We start from the raw sequence: 18611 nt of genomic DNA, 5'->3' as shown, positions 1-18611 counted from the left end.
ACGCCCCGGTGCCAGTTTCGCGGGTAGAACCCGCCCCCACATTAAGACAGTGCTCCCACAACGCGGTGTTCAATCGCGCAGGTCGGATTCGTGGATGGGCTGGTCGCGGTGGGTGGCGCGTTGGTATTGCGCCGGCCAGGTGGCCAGGCGGCCGCCCAGGTCGTCGTCGGCATGCAGCGGCCAGTAAGGGTCGCGCAGCAGTTCGCGGGCCAGCAGGATGATGTCGGCCTGGCAAGTGCGCAGGATATGCTCGGCCTGGGCCGGCTCGGTGATCATGCCCACGGTACCGGTGGCAATGCCCGATTCCTTGCGCACGCGCTCGGCAAAACGGGTCTGGTAGCCGGGCCCGGTGGGAATCTCGGCATTCGCCGCCGTGCCCCCCGATGACACATCAATCAGGTCCGCGCCCAAGGCCTTCAGGCGCTTGGCCAACTCCACGGTTTCGTCTGGATTCCAGCCATCCTCCACCCAGTCAGTGGCCGACACGCGCACGAACACCGGCAACTCCTGCGGCCACACAGTGCGAATCGCTTCGGTAACTTGCAGGGTCAGGCGGATACGGTTTTCAAAAGAGCCGCCGTAACTGTCCTGGCGCTGATTGCTGATGGGCGACAGAAACTGATGCAGCAAGTAGCCGTGGGCCGCGTGCACTTCCACCACTTTGAAGTTGGCTGTCAGCGCCCGTCTGGCCGCCTCGACAAACGCCAGTATCACTTCCTGGATCTGCGCCTCGTCCAATGCCGTGGGCGCGGTATGGCGCGGGTCGAAGGCAATCTTCGACGGCCCCACCGGCACCCAGCCGCCTTCGTTCACCGGAATACTGCCGGCCTTGCCCAGCCAGGGCCGCCAGGTGCTGGCCTTGCGCCCGGCGTGGGCCAACTGAATACCCGGCACGGCGCCCTGGGAGGTGATGAAACGGGTGATGCGTTGCAGCGGCTCGATCTGGTCGTCGTTCCACAGGCCCAGGTCTTCAGGGGTGATGCGGCCATCGGCGGTAACGGCGGTGGCTTCGGTAAACACCAGGCCGGCGCCACCCACGGCGCGGCTGCCCAGGTGCACCAGGTGCCAGTCGTTGGCCAGGCCGTCGACACTGGAATACTGGCACATGGGCGACACGGCAATGCGGTTGGGCAGGGTCAGTTGGCGAAGGGTGTAGGGTTCCAGCAGCAGGCTCATGGGGCACCTCTCAAGGCATGGGGTCGGGCGCAAATAATGCTTAGAGCCTAGTCGACAACATGACCTTGAACAGGGTTCAGCCGGTTTTCTCAGCGCGGCTCGATGTGCGCGATCATCAATTGCACGGTTTCCTGGCCACGGAACTCATTGACATCGAGCTTGTAGGCCAGCTCCACCCAGCGCACGGTCGGGTTGGGCCACACCTCGCGGTCCACGCCAAAGGCGATACCATCGAGCTTGACCGAGCCGCACTCGCTCTTGAGCACCACCTTGAGATGCCGTTCACCCACAACGCGCTGCTCAGCCAGCTGGAACACGCCGTGAAACAGCGGCTCGGGGAAGTGCTGCCCCCATGGCCCGGCATGGCGCAGGGCGCGGGCCAGCTCCAGGTGAAACTCTTCAACCGCCAGGGTGCCATCAGTGAGCAGGCGACCCGTCAGGTCTTCCTCCTGCAACTGGCGGCGCACTTCCTCATCGAACGCCTGGGCGAACGCCTGGAAATTACCCTCGGGCAACGACAGCCCCGCCGCCATGGCATGGCCGCCGAACTTGCTGATCAATTGCGGCTGGCGAGCGGCCACCGCATCCAGCGCGTCACGAATATGAAACCCGGGGACCGAGCGCGCCGAACCCTTGAGCATGCCGTCGCCGGCGTCGGCAAAGGCAATGGTGGGCCGGTGGTAGCGCTCTTTCAGGCGCGAGGCGAGGATACCGATGACACCCTGGTGCCAGTCGGCGTCGAACAGGCACAGCCCGAACGGCATAGACTCCAGCGGCAGGTCCTTGAGCTGGGCCAGCGCCTCGCGCTGCATGCCCTGCTCGATGGACTTGCGGTCCTGGTTCAATTCATCCAGTTGCACGGCCATGGCTTGCGCCAGGCTGGCGTCGTCGCTGAGCAGGCACTCGATGCCCAGGCTCATGTCATCCAGGCGGCCGGCAGCGTTCAAGCGCGGGCCCAGAATGAAACCCAGGTCGGTGGAGGTGATGCGTCGATGATCGCGCTTGGCCACTTCCAGAATTGCCTTGAGGCCCGGACGCGCGCGCCCTGCACGGATCCGCTCCAGGCCCTGGTGCACCAGGATGCGGTTGTTGGCGTCCAGCGGTACCACGTCGGCCACGCTACCCAAGGCCACCAGGTCGAGCAGTTCGCCGATGTTCGGCTGCGGTGCCGAATCGTAATGCCCCAGGCTGCGCAGACGTGCACGCAAGGCCATCAGCACATAGAAGATCACGCCCACACCCGCCAGCGCTTTGCTGGGGAATTCGCAGCCCGGCTGGTTGGGGTTGACGATAGCGTCGGCCGCCGGCAGTTCATGGCCCGGCAAGTGGTGGTCGGTAACCAGTACCTTGAGCCCGGCCGCCTTGGCCGCCGCCACGCCTTCGACGCTGGAAATGCCGTTGTCCACGGTCACCAGCAGGTCCGGTTGGCGCTGCAGGGCCACGGCAACGATCTCCGGTGTCAGGCCGTAGCCGTACTCGAAGCGGTTGGGCACCAGGTAATCGACATGGGCCGCACCCAGCAGGCGCAGGCCCAGCACGCCGACGCTGCTGGCCGTGGCGCCGTCAGCGTCGAAGTCCCCCACGATGAGGATGCGCTGGCGACTGGCCAGGGCCTGCACCAGCAAATCAACCGCCGCATCCATGCCCTTGAGTTGCTGGAACGGGATCAACCGCGCCAGGCTCTTGTCCAGTTCGGCCTCGCACTGCACCCCCCGCGCCGCGTACAGGCGCGTCAGCAGGGGCGGCAGATCACCGAGAAATGGCAGGATGGCAGGCAGTTGACGCGGTTCGATACGCATGGGGCTTCTTTTTCAAAGGGCAGAATCAGGAAAGACGGCGTGGCTTAGCCGCGCTCGCCCAGCAGCCATTCAAGCTGAACTTCGTGCTGGCCACGGTCATCGGTGACAAAGATTGTGCCTTCGCTGATCATCACGTCCCACTTGATGGACCGCGGCATGTCCTTGGCCAGTATTTCCAGCACTTCCTGGGGTACGGCGGCGATGTTGACGTTCTTCAGGTTTTTCACCGCGTCCACCACCTTGGTCTGCCATACGCGCAGGCTGCCGTAGGCCAGCAGGCTGGTGCGCTCGGTGCGGCGCGAGCACCAGGTCAGACGGTCGGCGTCTGGCTGGCCCACTTCGATCCAGTGCAATACACGATCGTCGAGGCTCTTTTCCCATAGCGCTGGCTCATCCACATCCGACAGGCCGCGACCAAACGCCAGTTGCTCGTTGTACCAGAAGGCGTAGGCCAGCAGACGCACGGTCATGCGCTCTTCGGTTTCCGATGGGTGACGGGCGATGGTCTGCTTGACGCTTTCGTAGACCCCACGGTCGAGATCGGTCAGATTGAGTTCGAATTTGTAGGTCGTGGACGGCTGGGCCATGAAAGGGGCTTCTTGCTACGAGGAAAAGTCGCACAGTCTAACCGATCGTGGCCTAATCAACTAAGACCGATGGCCGACAACGTTTACCAGCAGGCGCAGACCTGTGCTACCTATACACCCAGCTGTTTCGGAGCTCGCATCATGGAAGGTTGCCGCCGATTGACGTTGCTGTTGCTGTGCCTCGCCTTACCGCTCATCGCCCGCGCCGGGGAGCCGTTGACCTGGCTGGTGCGCGACCTGCCACCGCTGACCATCGAAAGTGGCCCGCGTGAAGGCCAGGGCGCCGTGGACCGCCTGCTGCCCCTGCTGATGCAGGCCCTGCCGCACTATGACCACAGTGTGGTGCGGGTCAACCGCGCTCGGGCCACGCAAATGCTGACGGAGCCTGCGCTCAGTTGCGACCCGACACTGCTGTGGACCGCAGAGCGTAGCCAGACCGTGGTGTACAGCATCCCGGTGTTCGCCACGCTGACCAACGGCCTGATCATCCGGCGACAGGACCGCCATGGCTTCAACACTTTCATTCACCACGACGAGCTGGACCTGCCAGCCGTGCTGGCCAGCCCCAATATCAAAATTGGCCGGGTGGCCGAGCGCAGTTACGGTTCAACCATCGACAACATCCTCGCCCAGGCGCCTGAAGGCGCCGTCAGTGCCCATCACGGCAACGATGCGGTGGCCAGCCTGTTGCAGATGCAACAGCGCGGGCGCCTGGACGGGGTGTTGGGCTACTGGCCCGAAGTACTGTACCTGGCCCCTCAGGAGCAAATTGATAGCGCCGACCTGATGTTTGTACCCGTGCGCGGTGTGCCGCGCTATCAACCGGTGTACATAGCCTGCTCAAACACGCCCGCAGGCCGCGCTGTGGTGGACAGGCTCAACCCGGTGCTGGCGGGACTGCGCAGCACTACGTTGCCGGTTTTTTACGCGCAATGGCTGGATGCGGCGTCACGCGATGATTACCTGCGTGATTCACGGCGGTTCTTCGAGGAGATGGCGCAGCACTGATCGAGCGTTTCTTTTCTTTTTGCCCAAAAAGAAACCCCGGGCAGTGGGGAGGCTACCCGGGGTTAAACATGGCCCATTTGGGCCAATACGACAGGTGGCAAGCACCGGAGCACAATGCAAGCCCCCCTGCCCTTACAGGATGTGAACACAAGGGTTTGGGAAGGTTCCCCTAACGCATCGATGCGCCAACGGCCGGGGTTGCCGGGCCGTTGGCCAGGGCCGCGAGCATGCAGGGTTGCAGGCGCCCTTCGGCAACCATCAAGTCGCGATGCAGGCCGTCGACCACGTCGGTCAGGCCGTGTTTGTCAGCAAACTGCCGGCGGTTGAAGCAACGATCCAGCACCAGAGCGCCAGTCGAATCGCGCAATATCACCCGGCATTCAAGCGGGCCGCCCACGTCAACCACGTCCACGTGGTAGGGCGTCAGTGCTTCAGTCAGCAGCTCGTTGATATTTTCCATTCGATCACCACTCAGTTGTTCGAAATCAAGGTGTCTATCAAAGACCCGCCGCCAAGCCAAAAAGTTCTAAAACCCGCAGCGGGGCATTCCAGATTGCCCGTCGAATATGACAGTTGCAATGCACAAAAATCCAGCGCGTGCACCGGTGCCGATCCAGACGGTAACGTTTGCGGGGGAAATGCCTGCGAATGTGCCAGACTCAGCGCCTGGACCATGGATTTTTGCTCGGAGCCTGCCGTGAATACGTCCCACACCTCGCCGCTGCGTATCCTCGTGGCCGATGACCACCCGATTTTCCGCATAGGCTTGCGCGCGGTGCTGGAACAGGACCCGGACATGCAGGTGGTGGGTGAAGCCAGCAGCCCGTCGGAACTGACCCAGTGGCTGGAGGAAGGCGAATGCGACCTGCTGATCACCGACTTCATGATGCCGGCAGAGAACCAGAACGATGGCCTGCGCCTGCTGGAAAACGTGCGCCGCCACTGGCCGCAGCTGCCGATCCTGGTGGTGACCATGCTCAATAACGCCGGACTGTTCCGCTCCATGCTCGGCCTGGGCGTGAAAGGGGTGCTGGGCAAGGCCAGCCTGGTCAGTGAGTTGCCGCTGGCCATTGCCCAGGTGCGACGCAACAAAGTGTTCATCGCCGAGTCGGTCAGCCAGGCACTGCTGCAGGACGGCGAGGTGCGCCCGGACCGCATGTTTGAACGCGAAGCCCTGTCACCCCGCGAGATAGAAGTGACCCGCCTGCTGGCCGGCGGCCTGTCGGTAGGTGAAATTGCCGCTCAGCTCAGCCGCAGCAAGCAGACCGTCAGCGCCCAGAAAATCAGCGCCATGCGCAAACTGGGCGTGGCCAACGATGCCGCGTTGTTCATCTACCTGCAGGAGCACGGCCTCAGTTAGGCAGCAGGTTCTCATCCTGCCATTGGGCGAGGTCGCGGCTGGCCATCCAGTCGCGCAGCGCCAGGGCCGACATCGGTCTGGCCACGTAATACCCTTGCAATGCCGGCTGGCCCAACGCTTTCAGGGCCTGGAAGTCGCTGGCGGTCTCGACGCCCTCGACCACTACGTCCAGGCCCATGCGCAGCGCCATGATCAGCGCACCAGCCACCACCGCCGCCTTGCGTCCGTCTTCGGCCATGCCCCGCACGAACAGGCTGGGTATCTTCAGTTCCGAGAACGGCAGGTCCAGCAGGCGCTGGATGTTTGAGTCACCCATGCCAAAGTCGTCAATGGCCAGGTGGCAGCCCAGCATGCGCAGTCGCAGCAATGCTTCCAGCTCCAGGCTGCTGGCCGGCGCTTGTCGGCTTTCGAGCATTTCCAGGGTCAATATCGACGCAGGCAGGTCCTTTTGCTTGAGCAACGCCTCGACCTGCGGTGCAAAGTGCTCGGCCTCGATGATACCCGGCGGCACGTTCACCGCCACTGACAAGGGCTCGCCACCCTCCTCGCGCACAGCGGCGCTCAGGTTCAATGCAGCCTCCAGCACGTGCCAGGTAAGGTGCGGCATCAGCCCCGCGTAACTGACCAGCGGCAGGAAACTGGCAGGTGACAGAAGCCCCAGTACCGGGTGATTCCAGCGCACCAGGGCTTCAACGCCCAGCAACCGGCCATCAAACGCCACCTTGGGCTGGAAGTGGGTTTGCCACTGCGCCTTGAGCTGCGGCAGGTGTTCGACCGTCAGCTCATCCATGCACACCAGCTCATTCACCTCCACCAGTGGAATGGATGCCTCGGCCAGAGCCTTCTGGCGATCGAAACCTTGCAGCAACTCGTGCAGGACTACCGGGTTGGCCGGTTTTTCCAGCACCCCCAGCACGTGCATTCCCAACTGGCGAGCCAGCAGGCTGGCGCTGTCGAGCACGCTGCGTTCCAGGCTCGACAGAATGATCAGCGCCCGAGCCTGGCGATGGCGCGCCAGGTGCCGGATCAGTTGCAGGCTGTCGCCTTCCTCCATCTGCAGATCGCAGATGGCAATGTCGACCGGGCCGCGCCGTTCCAATGACTGCAGCGCAGCATCAACACTTTCGGCCGTCAGTACGTCAAAGACCCCACTGGCGTTGAGCATCTGATGCAAGGCCATGAGCTGGAACGGGCTGTCTTCAAGAACCAGAACTTTAAGTGCGTGCATGTGCATACCTCCCAATCACGCCACAGTAGGCAGTGGCGCTTGATGCACACTCTAGGGATCTGGTCAGGGTCGACACATAGGACAAGTCCTAATCTTTGTAGGGCATTTCCCAAAGTTGCGTTTCTATGTCCTGGATCAATGTTTTCATGCATTCCTTGAGCGTTGCCCACTGCTCACCGCCCGAATCGCTGCGGCGCGCCCGCGCACTGGCGTCCAGCGCAGCGGCAGCCTTGGCCATGGGCGCGGCATCAATCAGGCACGCCACGCCCTTGAGCCGGTGCAGTGACGTACGCATCGACGCCCAGTCCACCCCGGCCACGGCAAATTCCAGCGTGGAGCTCTCATCGGCGAGGTTTTTGCGCAGCTCCACCAGCATGCGCTGCATGGCCTCGGGATTGGCCTGGGTGATGCGTCGCAAGGTCTGGATATCGAAGCTGGGCAACACGGCCAGGGAGGCCAGCAACTGCCCAAGACGCTCCAGGGCAATCGGTTTGACCAGCAACTGGTTCATGCCTGCCTGCCGGCAGCGCTCGGTTTCGTCGCTGAAGGCATTGGCGCTGCAACCGATGATGGGCAGCGGCGCCTGAGCGCTTGCCGCTTCGGCTTCGCGTATGGCCTGTGCCAGCCCATAGCCGCTCATGCCGGGCATGTTGCAGTCGGTAATGACAAGGTCCACCGGCTGCGCCTGCCAGTACGCCAGCGCCTCCTGGCCGCTGCCCACCGCATGCACTTGGTGACCGAAGAAACCCACCTGCTGGCTCAGCACCAGGCGATTGGCTGACAAGTCGTCGACCACCAACACCTGCAAAACCCTGGCGGGTCTGCCTTGGGCCACCGGCGGCGGCGCCTGGGGCACTGCCGCCACCCGTGGCAAGTCCAGGTCCAAGGTAACCTGGGTGCCCTGGCCCGGGCAGCTGTGCAGCACGATGCTGCCGCCCATCAGGCTGACCAGTTGCTTGCAGATACTCAGCCCCAGGCCTGTACCGCGGGTTTCCTGCTCGTCCGGGGCGCCTACCTGGACAAACGGCTTGAATAGCCGCGCCTGCTGTTGAGCATCGATACCCACGCCAGTATCGCGCACATCAATGCGCAGGTGGCCCTCGTCGACTGTCTGCACCTCCAGGTTCACGCTGCCCTCATGGGTGAACTTCAAGGCATTGCTGAGCAGGTTGTGAATCACTTGGCGCAGCCGAAGCGCATCGAACCAGTAGACACCGTCGGCGTTGGCATTCATGTTCAGGTTCAACGACAAATGCCTGTGCTGCGCCTGCGCACTGAACAGCTGCACAATGGCCTCGAAGAACGGCCGCAACGGCGTGGCCTCCTGGGCCAATTGCAGGCTGCCGGATTCGATCTTGGCCAGGTCCAGGCTGTCGCCGATCAGCGCAATCAGGTCCCGGGCCGACTGATAGGCCACGTCCAGCGCCTGGGAAGGCTGGCTGCCACGGGCCCGGGCCATTTCACGCTCCAGTTCCAGCAAGCCAATGATGGCAGCCATGGGCGTACGGATCTCGTGGCTCATGGTGGCCAGGAATGCGCTCTTGGCCTGGCTGGCCCGCTCGGCCACCTGTCGAGCCTCTACCAGTTCGTCTTCCAGGCGCTTGCGCTCGCTGATGTCTATCCAGCCACCCAGCATGCCCTGCAATTGGCCATCAGCGCGGTAGAACGGCACCATCCACTGCCAGGCTTGCACGGCCTGCCCATCGAGTTCTATCTGGCGGTCGATGAACAGCGGCTGCTGGTCCTCCAGCAGTTTCAGGTAGTCGGCGTGCAACTGCGCGGCCTTGTCCGGGGCAATCAACGACACCTCGGGCAACAACTTGCCGCGCACCAGCTCCAACCGAGTGGAAAAGACCGTCTCGTAGCTCTTGTTGCACATCACCATGCGCCCCTGCAGGTCGCGCACGTAGATAGGGTTGGGAATGCCATCGAGCAACGCCCGCTGAAACGCCAACTGGTCGTTCAGGGCTTCTTCGGCCTGCTGGCGTTGCAGTATCTGCGCTTTCAGGCGGCTGCTCCACATCAGCGACACCAGGCCGAACAAGAGCGCAGCTGCCAGCAACCACCACACCCACGGCGCTATGCGTTGCCACACCGGTGGCGCGCCGTCCACGGCGCCCAGCCATTTGAGGCGCACCGCACGCAGCTCGGCAACCGGATAGGCTTCCAGTGATTTGTTGAGAATGCTCAACAACAGCGGCTCATCCAGGCGCACCGCAAACCGGTCGGAGGCCCAGCGGCCATCGATGCTGCGGCCTACTTTCAGCTCCCCAGGCGGGTAGCGGCCGATGGATCGCCACGCACTGACTTCGCTGTCCAGGGTGGCGTCGGCCTCGCCTTTGCGCACCAGGTCGCGGGCCTGGTCATAGGTGTCCACCAGGCGCAGATGAATGTTCGGATATTCGTCGCGCACGGTACTTTCCAGTGCATGTTGCCGGGGCAACACAAGGATCCGTCCGGCCATCTCGTCCAGCGAGGTCACCGCCGGGCCATTGCCCCGCACCACCAGCACCCAGCCCTGCCCGCCATAGGAATGGGAAAAACCCAGTAACGCCTTGCGCTCGGGATTCTCCGACAAAGTGGTGTTCATGTCGGCGGTGCCCGTGCGCAACGCTTCCAGGCTCTGGGCAATGGACGCCGAAGGGACAAACTCGAATTGCAGGCCGCTCATGGAGGAGATGGTGGCCAGTACGTCGCGATTCAGGCCTACCCAGTTACCCTGCCGGTCGCGGTACAAGTACGGCGGGTAATCGCTGGCAACCACCCGAACCACAGGGTGCGCCCGGCGCCAGGCCTGTTCTTCCTCGCTCAGGGCCACGCGGGGCTGAGCTATGTCCGAGCCCAGGCCCGCCGTCCAGCGCCCCAGGATTTCCCGGCGCAGGGAGGGGTCGATGCTGGTCAGCGCGCGGTCGAGCATCGACAGCAACTGCCTGTCACCGGCACGCACGGCAAACGCGAAGCCCACGGCCGGCAGGCGCGCACTGTCGGCCACGCGCAGGCCCATGAACGGCCGCAGCGCGCTGTAGGCGCGCACCACCACTTCGTTGCCGATGAACGCCTGCACGTCGCCTTGGGCCACCGCCTCCAATCCGCTGGCCAAGCTGGGCGCCACCACGATTTCACTGTGTGGATAAGCCGCGTGCAGCACGTCCAGGTCTACGTAACCGTCCAGCACGGCAATCTTGGCGCCACTAAGCGGCATCGGCCCGGAGAGCGCCTGACGTTGCACCACCACGGCGTCGTCGGGCATATAAGGGCGGCTAAACGCCAACCCCTGACGTTGACGCTCGAAGCCGTTGGCACTGGTAAGGATATCGATATCGCCGTTTTCAAGGGCCTCCACGGCCTCTTCACGGCGAGTGAACCCGTGAATCTGCAGCGGCTCACCAAGCCGGCTGGCGATCAGGTTGAGGTAGTCGGCGCTGATGCCGCGGTAGCGGTTGCGGTCCACGGTAATGTCGACCGGCTCGTGATCAGTGATCGACACCCCCACCCGCAGCATGCGGTGCTGGTCCAGCCACGCGCGGTCGCTGGCGGGCAGCGCCAGGGGTTCGAGTTGGGTAAAAGCGGGCATCAAGGTGAAGGGCAGGCTTTGCGCGGCCTGCACGGAGCTGCAAAACGCCAGGCAAAACAGCGCCAGCCAGCCCAGCAGCCAGCGTGTCCATGCGTGATGCGAGTGCTTCATGCCCGTGTCCTTGTACCCGGAGGGAATGGTCCAGGCTCAAGTTTGACACGTAGAAATGATAAAGCCCGTCGAGTGACGGGCTTTATGTGTTGCAGATCTAGTCAATCACAGCGGTTTGCCGCGATTGCCATGCTGGCTGACGAAGGCCTGCACGGCTTTCAGGTCGTTCGGCAGCACCGTGCACTTCTCTTCACGGCTGAACAGATCCGTGAGGTGCGCTGGCAATTCCAGGGCCTTGCCAACGCCGGCCTTGACCACGGCATCCGGGAACTTGACCGGGTGCGCGGTGCCCAGCACTACCATTGGGATGTCCAGGCTGCGGCGGCATTCGCGCGCTGCCTTGACGCCAATGGCGGTGTGCGGGTCGAGGACTTCGCCGGTCTGGGCGAAGACCTCGGCGATGGTCTCGCAGGTGGCTTCGTCGCTGACCGCCAGGGAATCGAACAGCTTGCGCGCTTCAGTCCAGCGCTCTTGCTCGACACTGAAGCCGCCACCTTGCTTGAAGGTGTCCATCAGCCCGGCAACCGCTGCGCCATTGCGACCGTGCAGGTCGAACAGCAGGCGCTCGAAGTTCGACGAGACCATGATGTCCATGGACGGCGACAGGGTGGCGTGCAGGGTTTGCTTGGCATACTGGTTGCCGCTCATGAAGCGGTGCAGGATGTCGTTGCGGTTGGTGGCGACGATCAGTTGGTTGATCGGCAGGCCCATGTTGCGCGCCAGGTAACCGGCGAAGATGTCGCCGAAGTTGCCGGTAGGCACCGAGAAAGACACCGAGCGCGCTGGGCCGCCCAGCTGCAGGGCCGCATGGAAGTAGTAGACGATCTGGGCCATGATGCGCGCCCAGTTGATCGAGTTTACCGCTACCAGGCGAGTGCCCTTCAGGAAGCTCTGGTCAGCGAAGCTGTTCTTGACCATTTCCTGGCAATCATCGAAGTTGCCTTCGATGGCGATGTTGTGGATGTTGTCGCCGAACAGCGTGGTCATCTGCCGGCGCTGTACTTCCGACACGCGCTGATACGGGTGCAGGATGAAAATGTCGACGTTTTCGCAGTGCTTGCACCCTTCGATGGCCGCCGAGCCGGTGTCACCGCTGGTGGCACCGATGATCACCACGCGCTCGCCGCGCTTGGCCAGGGTGTAGTCCAGCAAGCGGCCCAGCAGTTGCAGGGCAAAGTCCTTGAACGCGAGAGTGGGGCCGTGGAACAGCTCCAGTACCCACTCGTTGCCGTTGAGCTGACGCAGCGGTGCCACGGCGTTGTGGGCGAACGCGCCGTAGGTTTCTTCGAGGATTTTCTTGAAGTCGGCGTCCGGGATGCTGCCGGTGACGAACGGGCGCATGATGCGGAACGCCAGTTCGTGATACGGCAGGCCGGCCCACGAGGCAATTTCTTCCACAGTGAAGCGCGGCAGGTTTTCCGGCACGTACAAACCGCCATCACTGGCCAGGCCAGCCAGCAGCACATCTTCAAAGTTCAGGGCAGGGGCTTTGCCGCGAGTACTGATATAACGCATGGTTCCAAACCTTTGGTTTGAGCTTCAAGCCTCAAGCTACAAGCTGCAAGCAAGTGCACGCAAGTTTCAGAACTTGCGCCGACTTGCTTGCCGCTTGCAGCTTACAGCTAGCAGCTCTCAATTAATTGAGATGCTCGACGCGGATGCGGACAACGGGGCAGACCACGCCTTCCAGCGCTTCCAGGGCCTTGATGGCATCGTTCATGCGCTGTTCCTGCACGCGATGGGTCAAGAGGATCATCGGCACGCGACCGTCCTGTTCCTCGACTTCCTTCTGCATGATGGACTCGATGTTGATGCCACGCTCCGACAGGATGCTGGCAACCTGGGCCAGCACGCCCGGGTGGTCCTTGGCGTGGATGCGCAGGTAGTAAGCGGTCTCGCACTGCTCGATCGGCAGGATCGGGTGCGCCGACAGCGAGTCGGGCTGGAAGGCCAGGTGCGGCACACGGTTTTCCGGGTCGCTGGTCATGGCGCGCACCACGTCCACAAGGTCGGCGACCACGGAGGAAGCGGTAGGCTCCATGCCGGCGCCAGCGCCGTAGAACAGCGTGGAACCGGCGGCGTCACCGTTGACCATCACGGCGTTCATCACGCCATTGACGTTGGCGATCAGGCGGTCGGCCGGGATCAGCGTGGGGTGCACGCGCAGTTCGATGCCGGCGGCGGTGCTGCGGGCCACGCCCAGGTGCTTGATGCGGTAGCCCAGGGCTTCGGCGTAGTTCACGTCGGCAGTGGTCAGTTGGGTGATGCCTTCGGTGTAGGCCTTGTCGAACTGCAGCGGGATGCCAAAGGCGATGGACGCCAGGATGGTCAGCTTGTGCGCAGCGTCGATGCCTTCGACGTCGAACGTCGGGTCGGCTTCGGCGTAGCCCAGGGCCTGGGCCTCGGCCAGCACGTCTTCGAAGGTACGGCCCTTCTCGCGCATTTCGGTGAGGATGAAGTTGCCCGTGCCGTTGATGATGCCGGCCACCCAGTTGATGCGGTTGGCCGACAGGCCTTCGCGAATGGCCTTGATCACCGGGATACCGCCGGCCACGGCCGCTTCGAACGCCACGATCACGCCCTTTTCGCGGGCCTTGGCGAAGATCTCGTTACCGTGCACGGCAATCAGCGCCTTGTTGGCGGTGACCACGTGCTTGCCATTCTCGATGGCCTTGAGCACCAGTTCGCGAGCGATGGTGTAGCCGCCGATCAATTCGATGACGATATCGATCTCAGGGTTGGTGGCCACTGCGAAGACATCGTTGGTAATGGGGGTACCGGTAATCTGGCAATTCGGGTTTTGCGAACGCATGGCAATTTGAGCCACTTCGATTCCACGCCCGGCACGGCGGGCAATCTCCTCGGCGTTGCGCTGAAGTACGTTGAAGGTGCCGCCACCGACGGTACCTAACCCACAGATGCCTACTTTGACCGGTTTCACTCTGAACTCCCCATAAAACGGCCGACGCAGGGTCGGCCGTGACAAACCGCCGCACACCGGTGCGGCTTGGTAAATTACGGCCTGGCGGGCATCCCCGTCAGGCCTTGATCTTTGATGACAGCAAGGCGGCGCGCATCAGCCCTTGGCGCCCAGGGCCAGCTTGGCGACTTGCGGGGCCGGCTGGTAGCCAGGAATCATCTCGCCGTTTTCCAGGACGATGGCGGGCGTGCCGTTGACACCGATGGATTGGCCCAGGGCGAACTGCTTGCTCACCGGGTTGGCGCATTTGGCTGGAGTGTCGACGTTCTTGCCGTTGATCAGTTTGGTCAGCGAGTCCTGGCGGTCCTTGGAGCACCACACGGCCTGCAACTGCTCGTCACCTGGCGAACCGAGGCCCTGGCGCGGGAACGCCAGGTAGCGCACTTCGATGCCCATCTTGTTCAGCGCAGGCACTTCTTCATGCAGCTTGTGGCAGTACGGGCAGGTGGTGTCGGTGAACACGGTGATGTGCGACTTGGTCTCACCCACGGCCGGGAACACAACCATTTCGGCGGCCGGAATGCCGTTGATGGTCTTGGCCACGCCCTGGCGCTCGGTGATTTCGGTGAGGTTGACCGGCTTGCCGTCCTGCACCTGGAACAGGTAGCCCTGCATCACGAACTTGCCGTCGGCGCTGGCGTAGAGTACGCGACTGCCTTGCAGCTTGACTTCGTACAGGCCGTTGAGCGGGCTGGCGGCGATGCTTTCCACCGGCGTGTCCAGTTGCAAGGCGGCGAGGGTCTTGCGGATGGCCTGTTCGGCCTTGTCGTCGGCCAGGGCCACGGTGCTGAGCAGCGCAAGGGCGGCGGCAGCGAGAATTCGGGTCACGCGCATGGGAACTCCTGAGGCAGCGGACTAAGGGGCCAATCGTGCTGGTCGGGCGGTCCGGAAACAGCCTGCCTTCGATGCCCGCTTTGATAACCGTCCAAGCCTACCACATTCGCCGGGCGTGTCCGACTGGCAAGGCAACAAGAGATGTTCGGTATTCGCCTGTCAGCCACGCGGGTGATGGCGGGCGTGCAGTTCTTGCAGGCGGGCGCGGGCCACGTGGGTGTAGATCTGTGTGGTGGACAGGTCGCTGTGGCCCAGCAGCATCTGCACCACCCGCAGGTCGGCGCCGTGGTTGAGCAGGTGCGTGGCGAAGGCGTGGCGCAGGGTGTGCGGCGACAGCGACTTGCTGATGCCGGCCACGCTGGCCTGGTGCTTGATGCGATGCCAGAAGGTCTGGCGGGTCATCTGTTCGCCGCGCTGGCTGGGGAACAATACATCGCTGGGGCGCCCGCCCAGCAGGTCGCCGCGGCCCTCGCGCAGGAAGCGCTCGACCCACACCACCGCCTCCTCGCCCATGGGCACCAGGCGCTCCTTGCTGCCCTTGCCCATCACCCGCAGCACGCCCTGGCGCAGGTTGACCTGGTCCAGGGTCAGGCTCACCAGTTCAGTCACCCGCAGCCCGCAGGCGTACAGCACCTCGAGCATGGCACGGTCACGCTGGCCGATCGGCTCGCTCAGGTCCGGCGCCTTGAGCAAGGCCTCCACGTCGGCTTCCGACAGCGACTTGGGCAGCGGCCGACCCAGCTGCGGCATATCCACCTGCAGGGTCGGGTCCACGGCGATCAGTTTCTCGCGCAGCAGGTAACGATAGAAACCGCGCACCCCCGACAGGAAACGCGCGGTGGAGCGCGGCTTATAGGCCTGATCCACCCGCCAGGCCAAATGATCGAGGATCAGCTCGCGGCCGGCATGGGGCAGTTCAACACTTTTTTCCTGTAGCCAGCCATTGAACAAAGTCAGGTCGCTGCGATAGGCGCCGCGGCTGTTTTCCGACAGCCCTTTCTCCAGCCAGAGGGCGTCGAGGAACTGGTCAATCAGAGGGTGGTCAATGGCGGCCATGGAAACTCGTAAAAAGACCGACGCAGGCGCGCCGGATAAATTAAGTGACTCGGCCGCCCTGCGGCTAGTCTTGCCTGATCCGACCATTTTCTAGGAAGCACGGATGAATGAACAACAGATATTAGTGGCAGTGGGCGGCATCGGCGTTGCCGCGCTGGCCTGCCAGTGGCTGGCGTGGCGCCTGAAACTGCCGGCCATCCTGTTCCTGCTGCTAACGGGCATCCTGGTAGGCCCGATACTGGGCTGGTTGGATCCCCAGGCGCTGTTCGGCTCCTTGTTGATGCCGCTGGTGTCACTGGCGGTGGCGCTGATTCTGTTCGAAGGCAGCCTCACCCTGCACCTGTCGGAATGGAAGGAAATCGGTAGCGTGGTGCACCGCCTGGTGACCATTGGCGCCCTGTCCACCTGGGCAGTCATCACCCTGGCCACCCACTGGCTGCTGGGTTTCGACTGGATGCTGGCCCTGCTGTTCGGCGCGCTGACCCTGGTGACGGGCCCGACGGTGATCGTGCCCATGCTGCGCGTGGTGCGGCCCAAGTCGACAATCGCCAATATTCTGCGCTGGGAAGGCATTGTCATCGACCCCATTGGCGCGCTGCTGGCGGTAGTGGTGTATAGCTTCATCATTTCCAGCACTACCGACGGCGGCTTGAGCCACAGCCTGCTGGTGTTTGCCGGGGTGATTGGTTGCGGCGCGCTTTTTGGCGTGGCGGGGGGCTGGCTGCTGGGGCTGGTGATGCGCCACCAGTGGTTGCCGGAATACCTGCACAACCTGGCCTCGCTGGCGGCAGTGCTGGCGATTTTCATCGTTTCCAACGAGGTGATGCATGAGTCCGGCCTGCTGGCGGTGACGTTGATGGGCATGTGGCTGGCCAACATGAAGGGCGTGGATGTACGGCAGATCCTGCACTTCAAGGAAAACCTCAGCGTGCTGCTGATTTCCGGGCTGTTCATTCTGCTGGCGGCGCGCCTGGACCTGCGCGCCATGATTGCCCTGGGCCCGGTAGTATTGGCGCTACTGGTGGTGATCCAGGTTATCGCGCGCCCATTGAATGTGCTGCTGAGCACCGCAGGCTCCAACCTGGCCTGGCGCGAACGCGCCCTGCTGGCCTGGATTGCGCCGCGCGGCATTGTCGCCGCCGCCGTGTCGGCGGTGTTCGCCATTCGCCTAAACGAGGCAGGTCAGCAAGGCGCATTGCTGTTGGTGCCCCTGACGTTCGCGGTGATCATTGGCACCGTGCTGCTGCAGAGCGCCACCGCCCGCCCCTTGGCGCGCCTGCTGAAAGTGGCCGAGCCCGCCCCCAGCGGCTTTTTGATCGTGGGCGCCAGCGCACCGGCGCGCAATATCGCCAAGGCCTTGCAGCAACTGGGCAGCCGCGTGCTACTGACCGACTCCAGCTGGGAAAACATCAGCGCCGCGCGCATGGACGGCCTGCCCGTGTATTTCGGCAACCCGGCCTCGCAGCACGCTGATGCCCACCTGGACCTGGTGGGCCTGGGCCACTTGCTCGGTTTGTCCCCGGCCGGCGAGCTCAATGCCCTGGCCTGCGCGCGCTTCCGCCATGACTTCGGCCACCGCCGGCTGTTCTCCCTGGCCAGCGGCCTGGAGAGCAAGCGCAGCGACAAGCACCGCGCCAGCCACGAACACCGTGGCGAAACCCTGGGCCTGCCAGCGCTGACCTTTCAGCAACTGTCCCAGCAACTCAATCGTGGTGCCGAGCTGTACAGCACTACCTTGACCGAGGGCTTTGGCTGGGAGGCCTACCAGGCCCTGCACGGCGAACGCGCCACCTTACTGTTCGCCCGTGACGACAGCCAGTGGGTACACGTGATGACGCCCCACAGCACCCTCAAGCCCGGCCCCGGCTGGACGCTGGTGGCGCTGATCCAGAAAGAACCCGACGCTTAATCGGCCCTGGCAAAGCCCGGCAGCACTGGCACCGGGCGCTTGTCATCGTCGATGGCGACAAAGCTGAACACGCCTTCGATGGCCTTTTCGCGGCCATCGCAGCTCATGCTCTCGACAAACACCTCGACCAAAACCTTCAGGCTGGTGTTGCCGACCTTCACCACGGTGCCCACCAGTTCGACGATGCTGCCGGCCGGGATGGGGTGGTTGAAGTCGATGCGGTCGGTGGACACGGTCACCAGCGGCAAGCGGCAGAAGCGCGTGGCCGTGATGAACGACACTTCGTCCATCCAGGCCAGGGCGGTGCCGCCGAACAGGGTGTTGTGATGGTTGGTGGTGGGCGGGAACACCGCCTTGGTGACGCGGCTGACCGACAGGTCGGTGCGGCGCTGAATTTCGAAGTCGCGTGGGGCCATGGAAAACCTGCTGGTTTGCACCGCCTGCAGGAGCGGGCCGTGCCCGCGAACCCGGCACCTCGGTACGCCAGGCAAATTGCGGCGCGGCGTTCGCGGACGCGGCCCGCCTCTACAGGTAATGGCAAAGCTGAATTTCGGGTACAAAAAAGCAGCCCGCAGGCTGCTTTCTTCTTGCATCGGTAGACCGGTGTTAAACCAGTTTTTCCTTGATGCGAGCTGCTTTACCCGACAGATCACGCAGGTAGTACAGCTTGGCTTTACGCACGTCACCACGACGTTTCACGGCCATGCTGTCGATCTGCGGGCTGTAGGTCTGGAAAGTACGCTCTACGCCAACGCCGTTGGAGATTTTACGAACAGTGAAAGCACTGTTCACACCACGGTTACGCTTGGCGATAACAACGCCTTCGAACGCCTGCAGACGAGCGCGATCGCCTTCCTTCACTTTCACCTGAACGACAATGGTGTCGCCCGGGGCAAAGGCCGGGATTTCTTTGGTCATCTGCTCAGCTTCGAGTTGCAGAATGATTTTGTTGGTCATGCTGTGCTCCTAAGGTAAATCCTTGTGATCTA

General features: G+C 63.2%; 15 protein-coding genes. 3 read left to right on the top strand and 12 right to left on the bottom strand.

From position 1 onward, the window contains the following. Positions 1-69 precede the first annotated feature (69 nt). The 3 genes from PMM47T1_RS04590 to PMM47T1_RS04580 form a co-directional block, all read right to left on the bottom strand. On the bottom strand, positions 70-1176 hold the full coding sequence (locus tag PMM47T1_RS04590; protein WP_008366236.1) for an NADH:flavin oxidoreductase/NADH oxidase: 1107 nt from the start codon (positions 1174-1176) through the stop codon (positions 70-72). 89 nt (positions 1177-1265) lie between these two features. Continuing rightward, entirely contained in the window at positions 1266-2975 is a 1710-nt protein-coding gene (gene recJ, locus PMM47T1_RS04585; protein ID WP_008366234.1) for a single-stranded-DNA-specific exonuclease RecJ, read from the bottom strand. A 44-nt stretch (positions 2976-3019) separates the two neighbouring features. Then, positions 3020-3562 carry a YaeQ family protein gene (locus PMM47T1_RS04580; protein WP_008366232.1) on the bottom strand — a complete coding sequence of 181 codons (543 nt, stop codon included), beginning with the start codon at positions 3560-3562 and terminating at the stop codon, positions 3020-3022. A gap of 141 nt (positions 3563-3703) precedes the next feature. On the opposite strand from PMM47T1_RS04580, the gene PMM47T1_RS04575 reads away from it, so the two are divergent. Beyond that, positions 3704-4570 carry a TIGR02285 family protein gene (locus PMM47T1_RS04575; RefSeq protein ID WP_043300754.1) on the top strand — a complete coding sequence of 289 codons (867 nt, stop codon included), beginning with the start codon at positions 3704-3706 and terminating at the stop codon, positions 4568-4570. A 169-nt stretch (positions 4571-4739) separates the two neighbouring features. On the opposite strand, the gene PMM47T1_RS04570 is transcribed toward PMM47T1_RS04575, so the two are convergent. Continuing rightward, positions 4740-5030: a DUF3509 domain-containing protein gene (locus PMM47T1_RS04570; RefSeq protein ID WP_008366227.1), complete on the bottom strand. Its 291-nt coding sequence runs from the start codon at positions 5028-5030 to the stop codon at positions 4740-4742. A gap of 213 nt (positions 5031-5243) precedes the next feature. On the opposite strand from PMM47T1_RS04570, the gene PMM47T1_RS04565 reads away from it, so the two are divergent. Next, complete coding sequence (locus PMM47T1_RS04565; RefSeq protein ID WP_008366226.1) at positions 5244-5930, top strand: response regulator transcription factor; 687 nt, start codon at positions 5244-5246, stop codon at positions 5928-5930. Here PMM47T1_RS04565 and PMM47T1_RS04560 read toward each other — a convergent pair. The 6 genes from PMM47T1_RS04560 to xerD all read right to left on the bottom strand — a co-directional run bounded on the left by PMM47T1_RS04560 (position 5923) and on the right by xerD (position 15713). Next, on the bottom strand, positions 5923-7158 hold the full coding sequence (locus tag PMM47T1_RS04560; protein ID WP_008366224.1) for an EAL domain-containing response regulator: 1236 nt from the start codon (positions 7156-7158) through the stop codon (positions 5923-5925). The two genes, PMM47T1_RS04565 and PMM47T1_RS04560, sit on opposite strands and share 8 nt — an antisense overlap. An 88-nt stretch (positions 7159-7246) precedes the next feature. After that, the gene (locus PMM47T1_RS04555) at positions 7247-10843 is read right to left on the bottom strand and encodes a transporter substrate-binding domain-containing protein (protein ID WP_008366221.1); all 3597 of its coding nucleotides are present in this window, start codon (positions 10841-10843) and stop codon (positions 7247-7249) included. Between the two features lie 105 nt (positions 10844-10948). Beyond that, complete coding sequence (gene thrC / locus PMM47T1_RS04550) at positions 10949-12358, bottom strand: threonine synthase (RefSeq protein WP_008366220.1); 1410 nt, start codon at positions 12356-12358, stop codon at positions 10949-10951. A 121-nt stretch (positions 12359-12479) separates the two neighbouring features. After that, complete coding sequence (locus PMM47T1_RS04545) at positions 12480-13784, bottom strand: homoserine dehydrogenase (protein ID WP_008366217.1); 1305 nt, start codon at positions 13782-13784, stop codon at positions 12480-12482. Between the two features lie 135 nt (positions 13785-13919). Continuing rightward, entirely contained in the window at positions 13920-14657 is a 738-nt protein-coding gene (locus PMM47T1_RS04540; RefSeq protein ID WP_008366215.1) for a thioredoxin fold domain-containing protein, read from the bottom strand. 159 nt (positions 14658-14816) lie between these two features. Then, entirely contained in the window at positions 14817-15713 is an 897-nt protein-coding gene (gene xerD, locus PMM47T1_RS04535) for a site-specific tyrosine recombinase XerD (protein WP_008366212.1), read from the bottom strand. A gap of 103 nt (positions 15714-15816) precedes the next feature. Here xerD and PMM47T1_RS04530 point away from each other — a divergent pair, with 103 nt between their 5' ends. Further along, positions 15817-17622 carry a cation:proton antiporter gene (locus tag PMM47T1_RS04530; RefSeq protein WP_008366210.1) on the top strand — a complete coding sequence of 602 codons (1806 nt, stop codon included), beginning with the start codon at positions 15817-15819 and terminating at the stop codon, positions 17620-17622. Here PMM47T1_RS04530 and PMM47T1_RS04525 read toward each other — a convergent pair. Continuing rightward, complete coding sequence (locus tag PMM47T1_RS04525) at positions 17619-18038, bottom strand: acyl-CoA thioesterase (RefSeq protein WP_008366209.1); 420 nt, start codon at positions 18036-18038, stop codon at positions 17619-17621. The genes PMM47T1_RS04530 and PMM47T1_RS04525 overlap by 4 nt on opposite strands. A 190-nt stretch (positions 18039-18228) precedes the next feature. Next, entirely contained in the window at positions 18229-18579 is a 351-nt protein-coding gene (gene rplS / locus PMM47T1_RS04520) for a 50S ribosomal protein L19 (RefSeq protein WP_008366207.1), read from the bottom strand. Between the last annotated feature and the right edge of the window lie 32 nt (positions 18580-18611).

Origin of the sequence: Pseudomonas sp. M47T1 (assembly GCF_000263855.1) — a bacterium.
In the GTDB taxonomy this organism is placed as follows: Bacteria; Pseudomonadota; Gammaproteobacteria; order Pseudomonadales; family Pseudomonadaceae; genus Aquipseudomonas.
The sequence above is the reverse complement of the archived record's forward strand: the minus strand, read 5'-3'. Positions and strand labels throughout refer to the sequence as shown.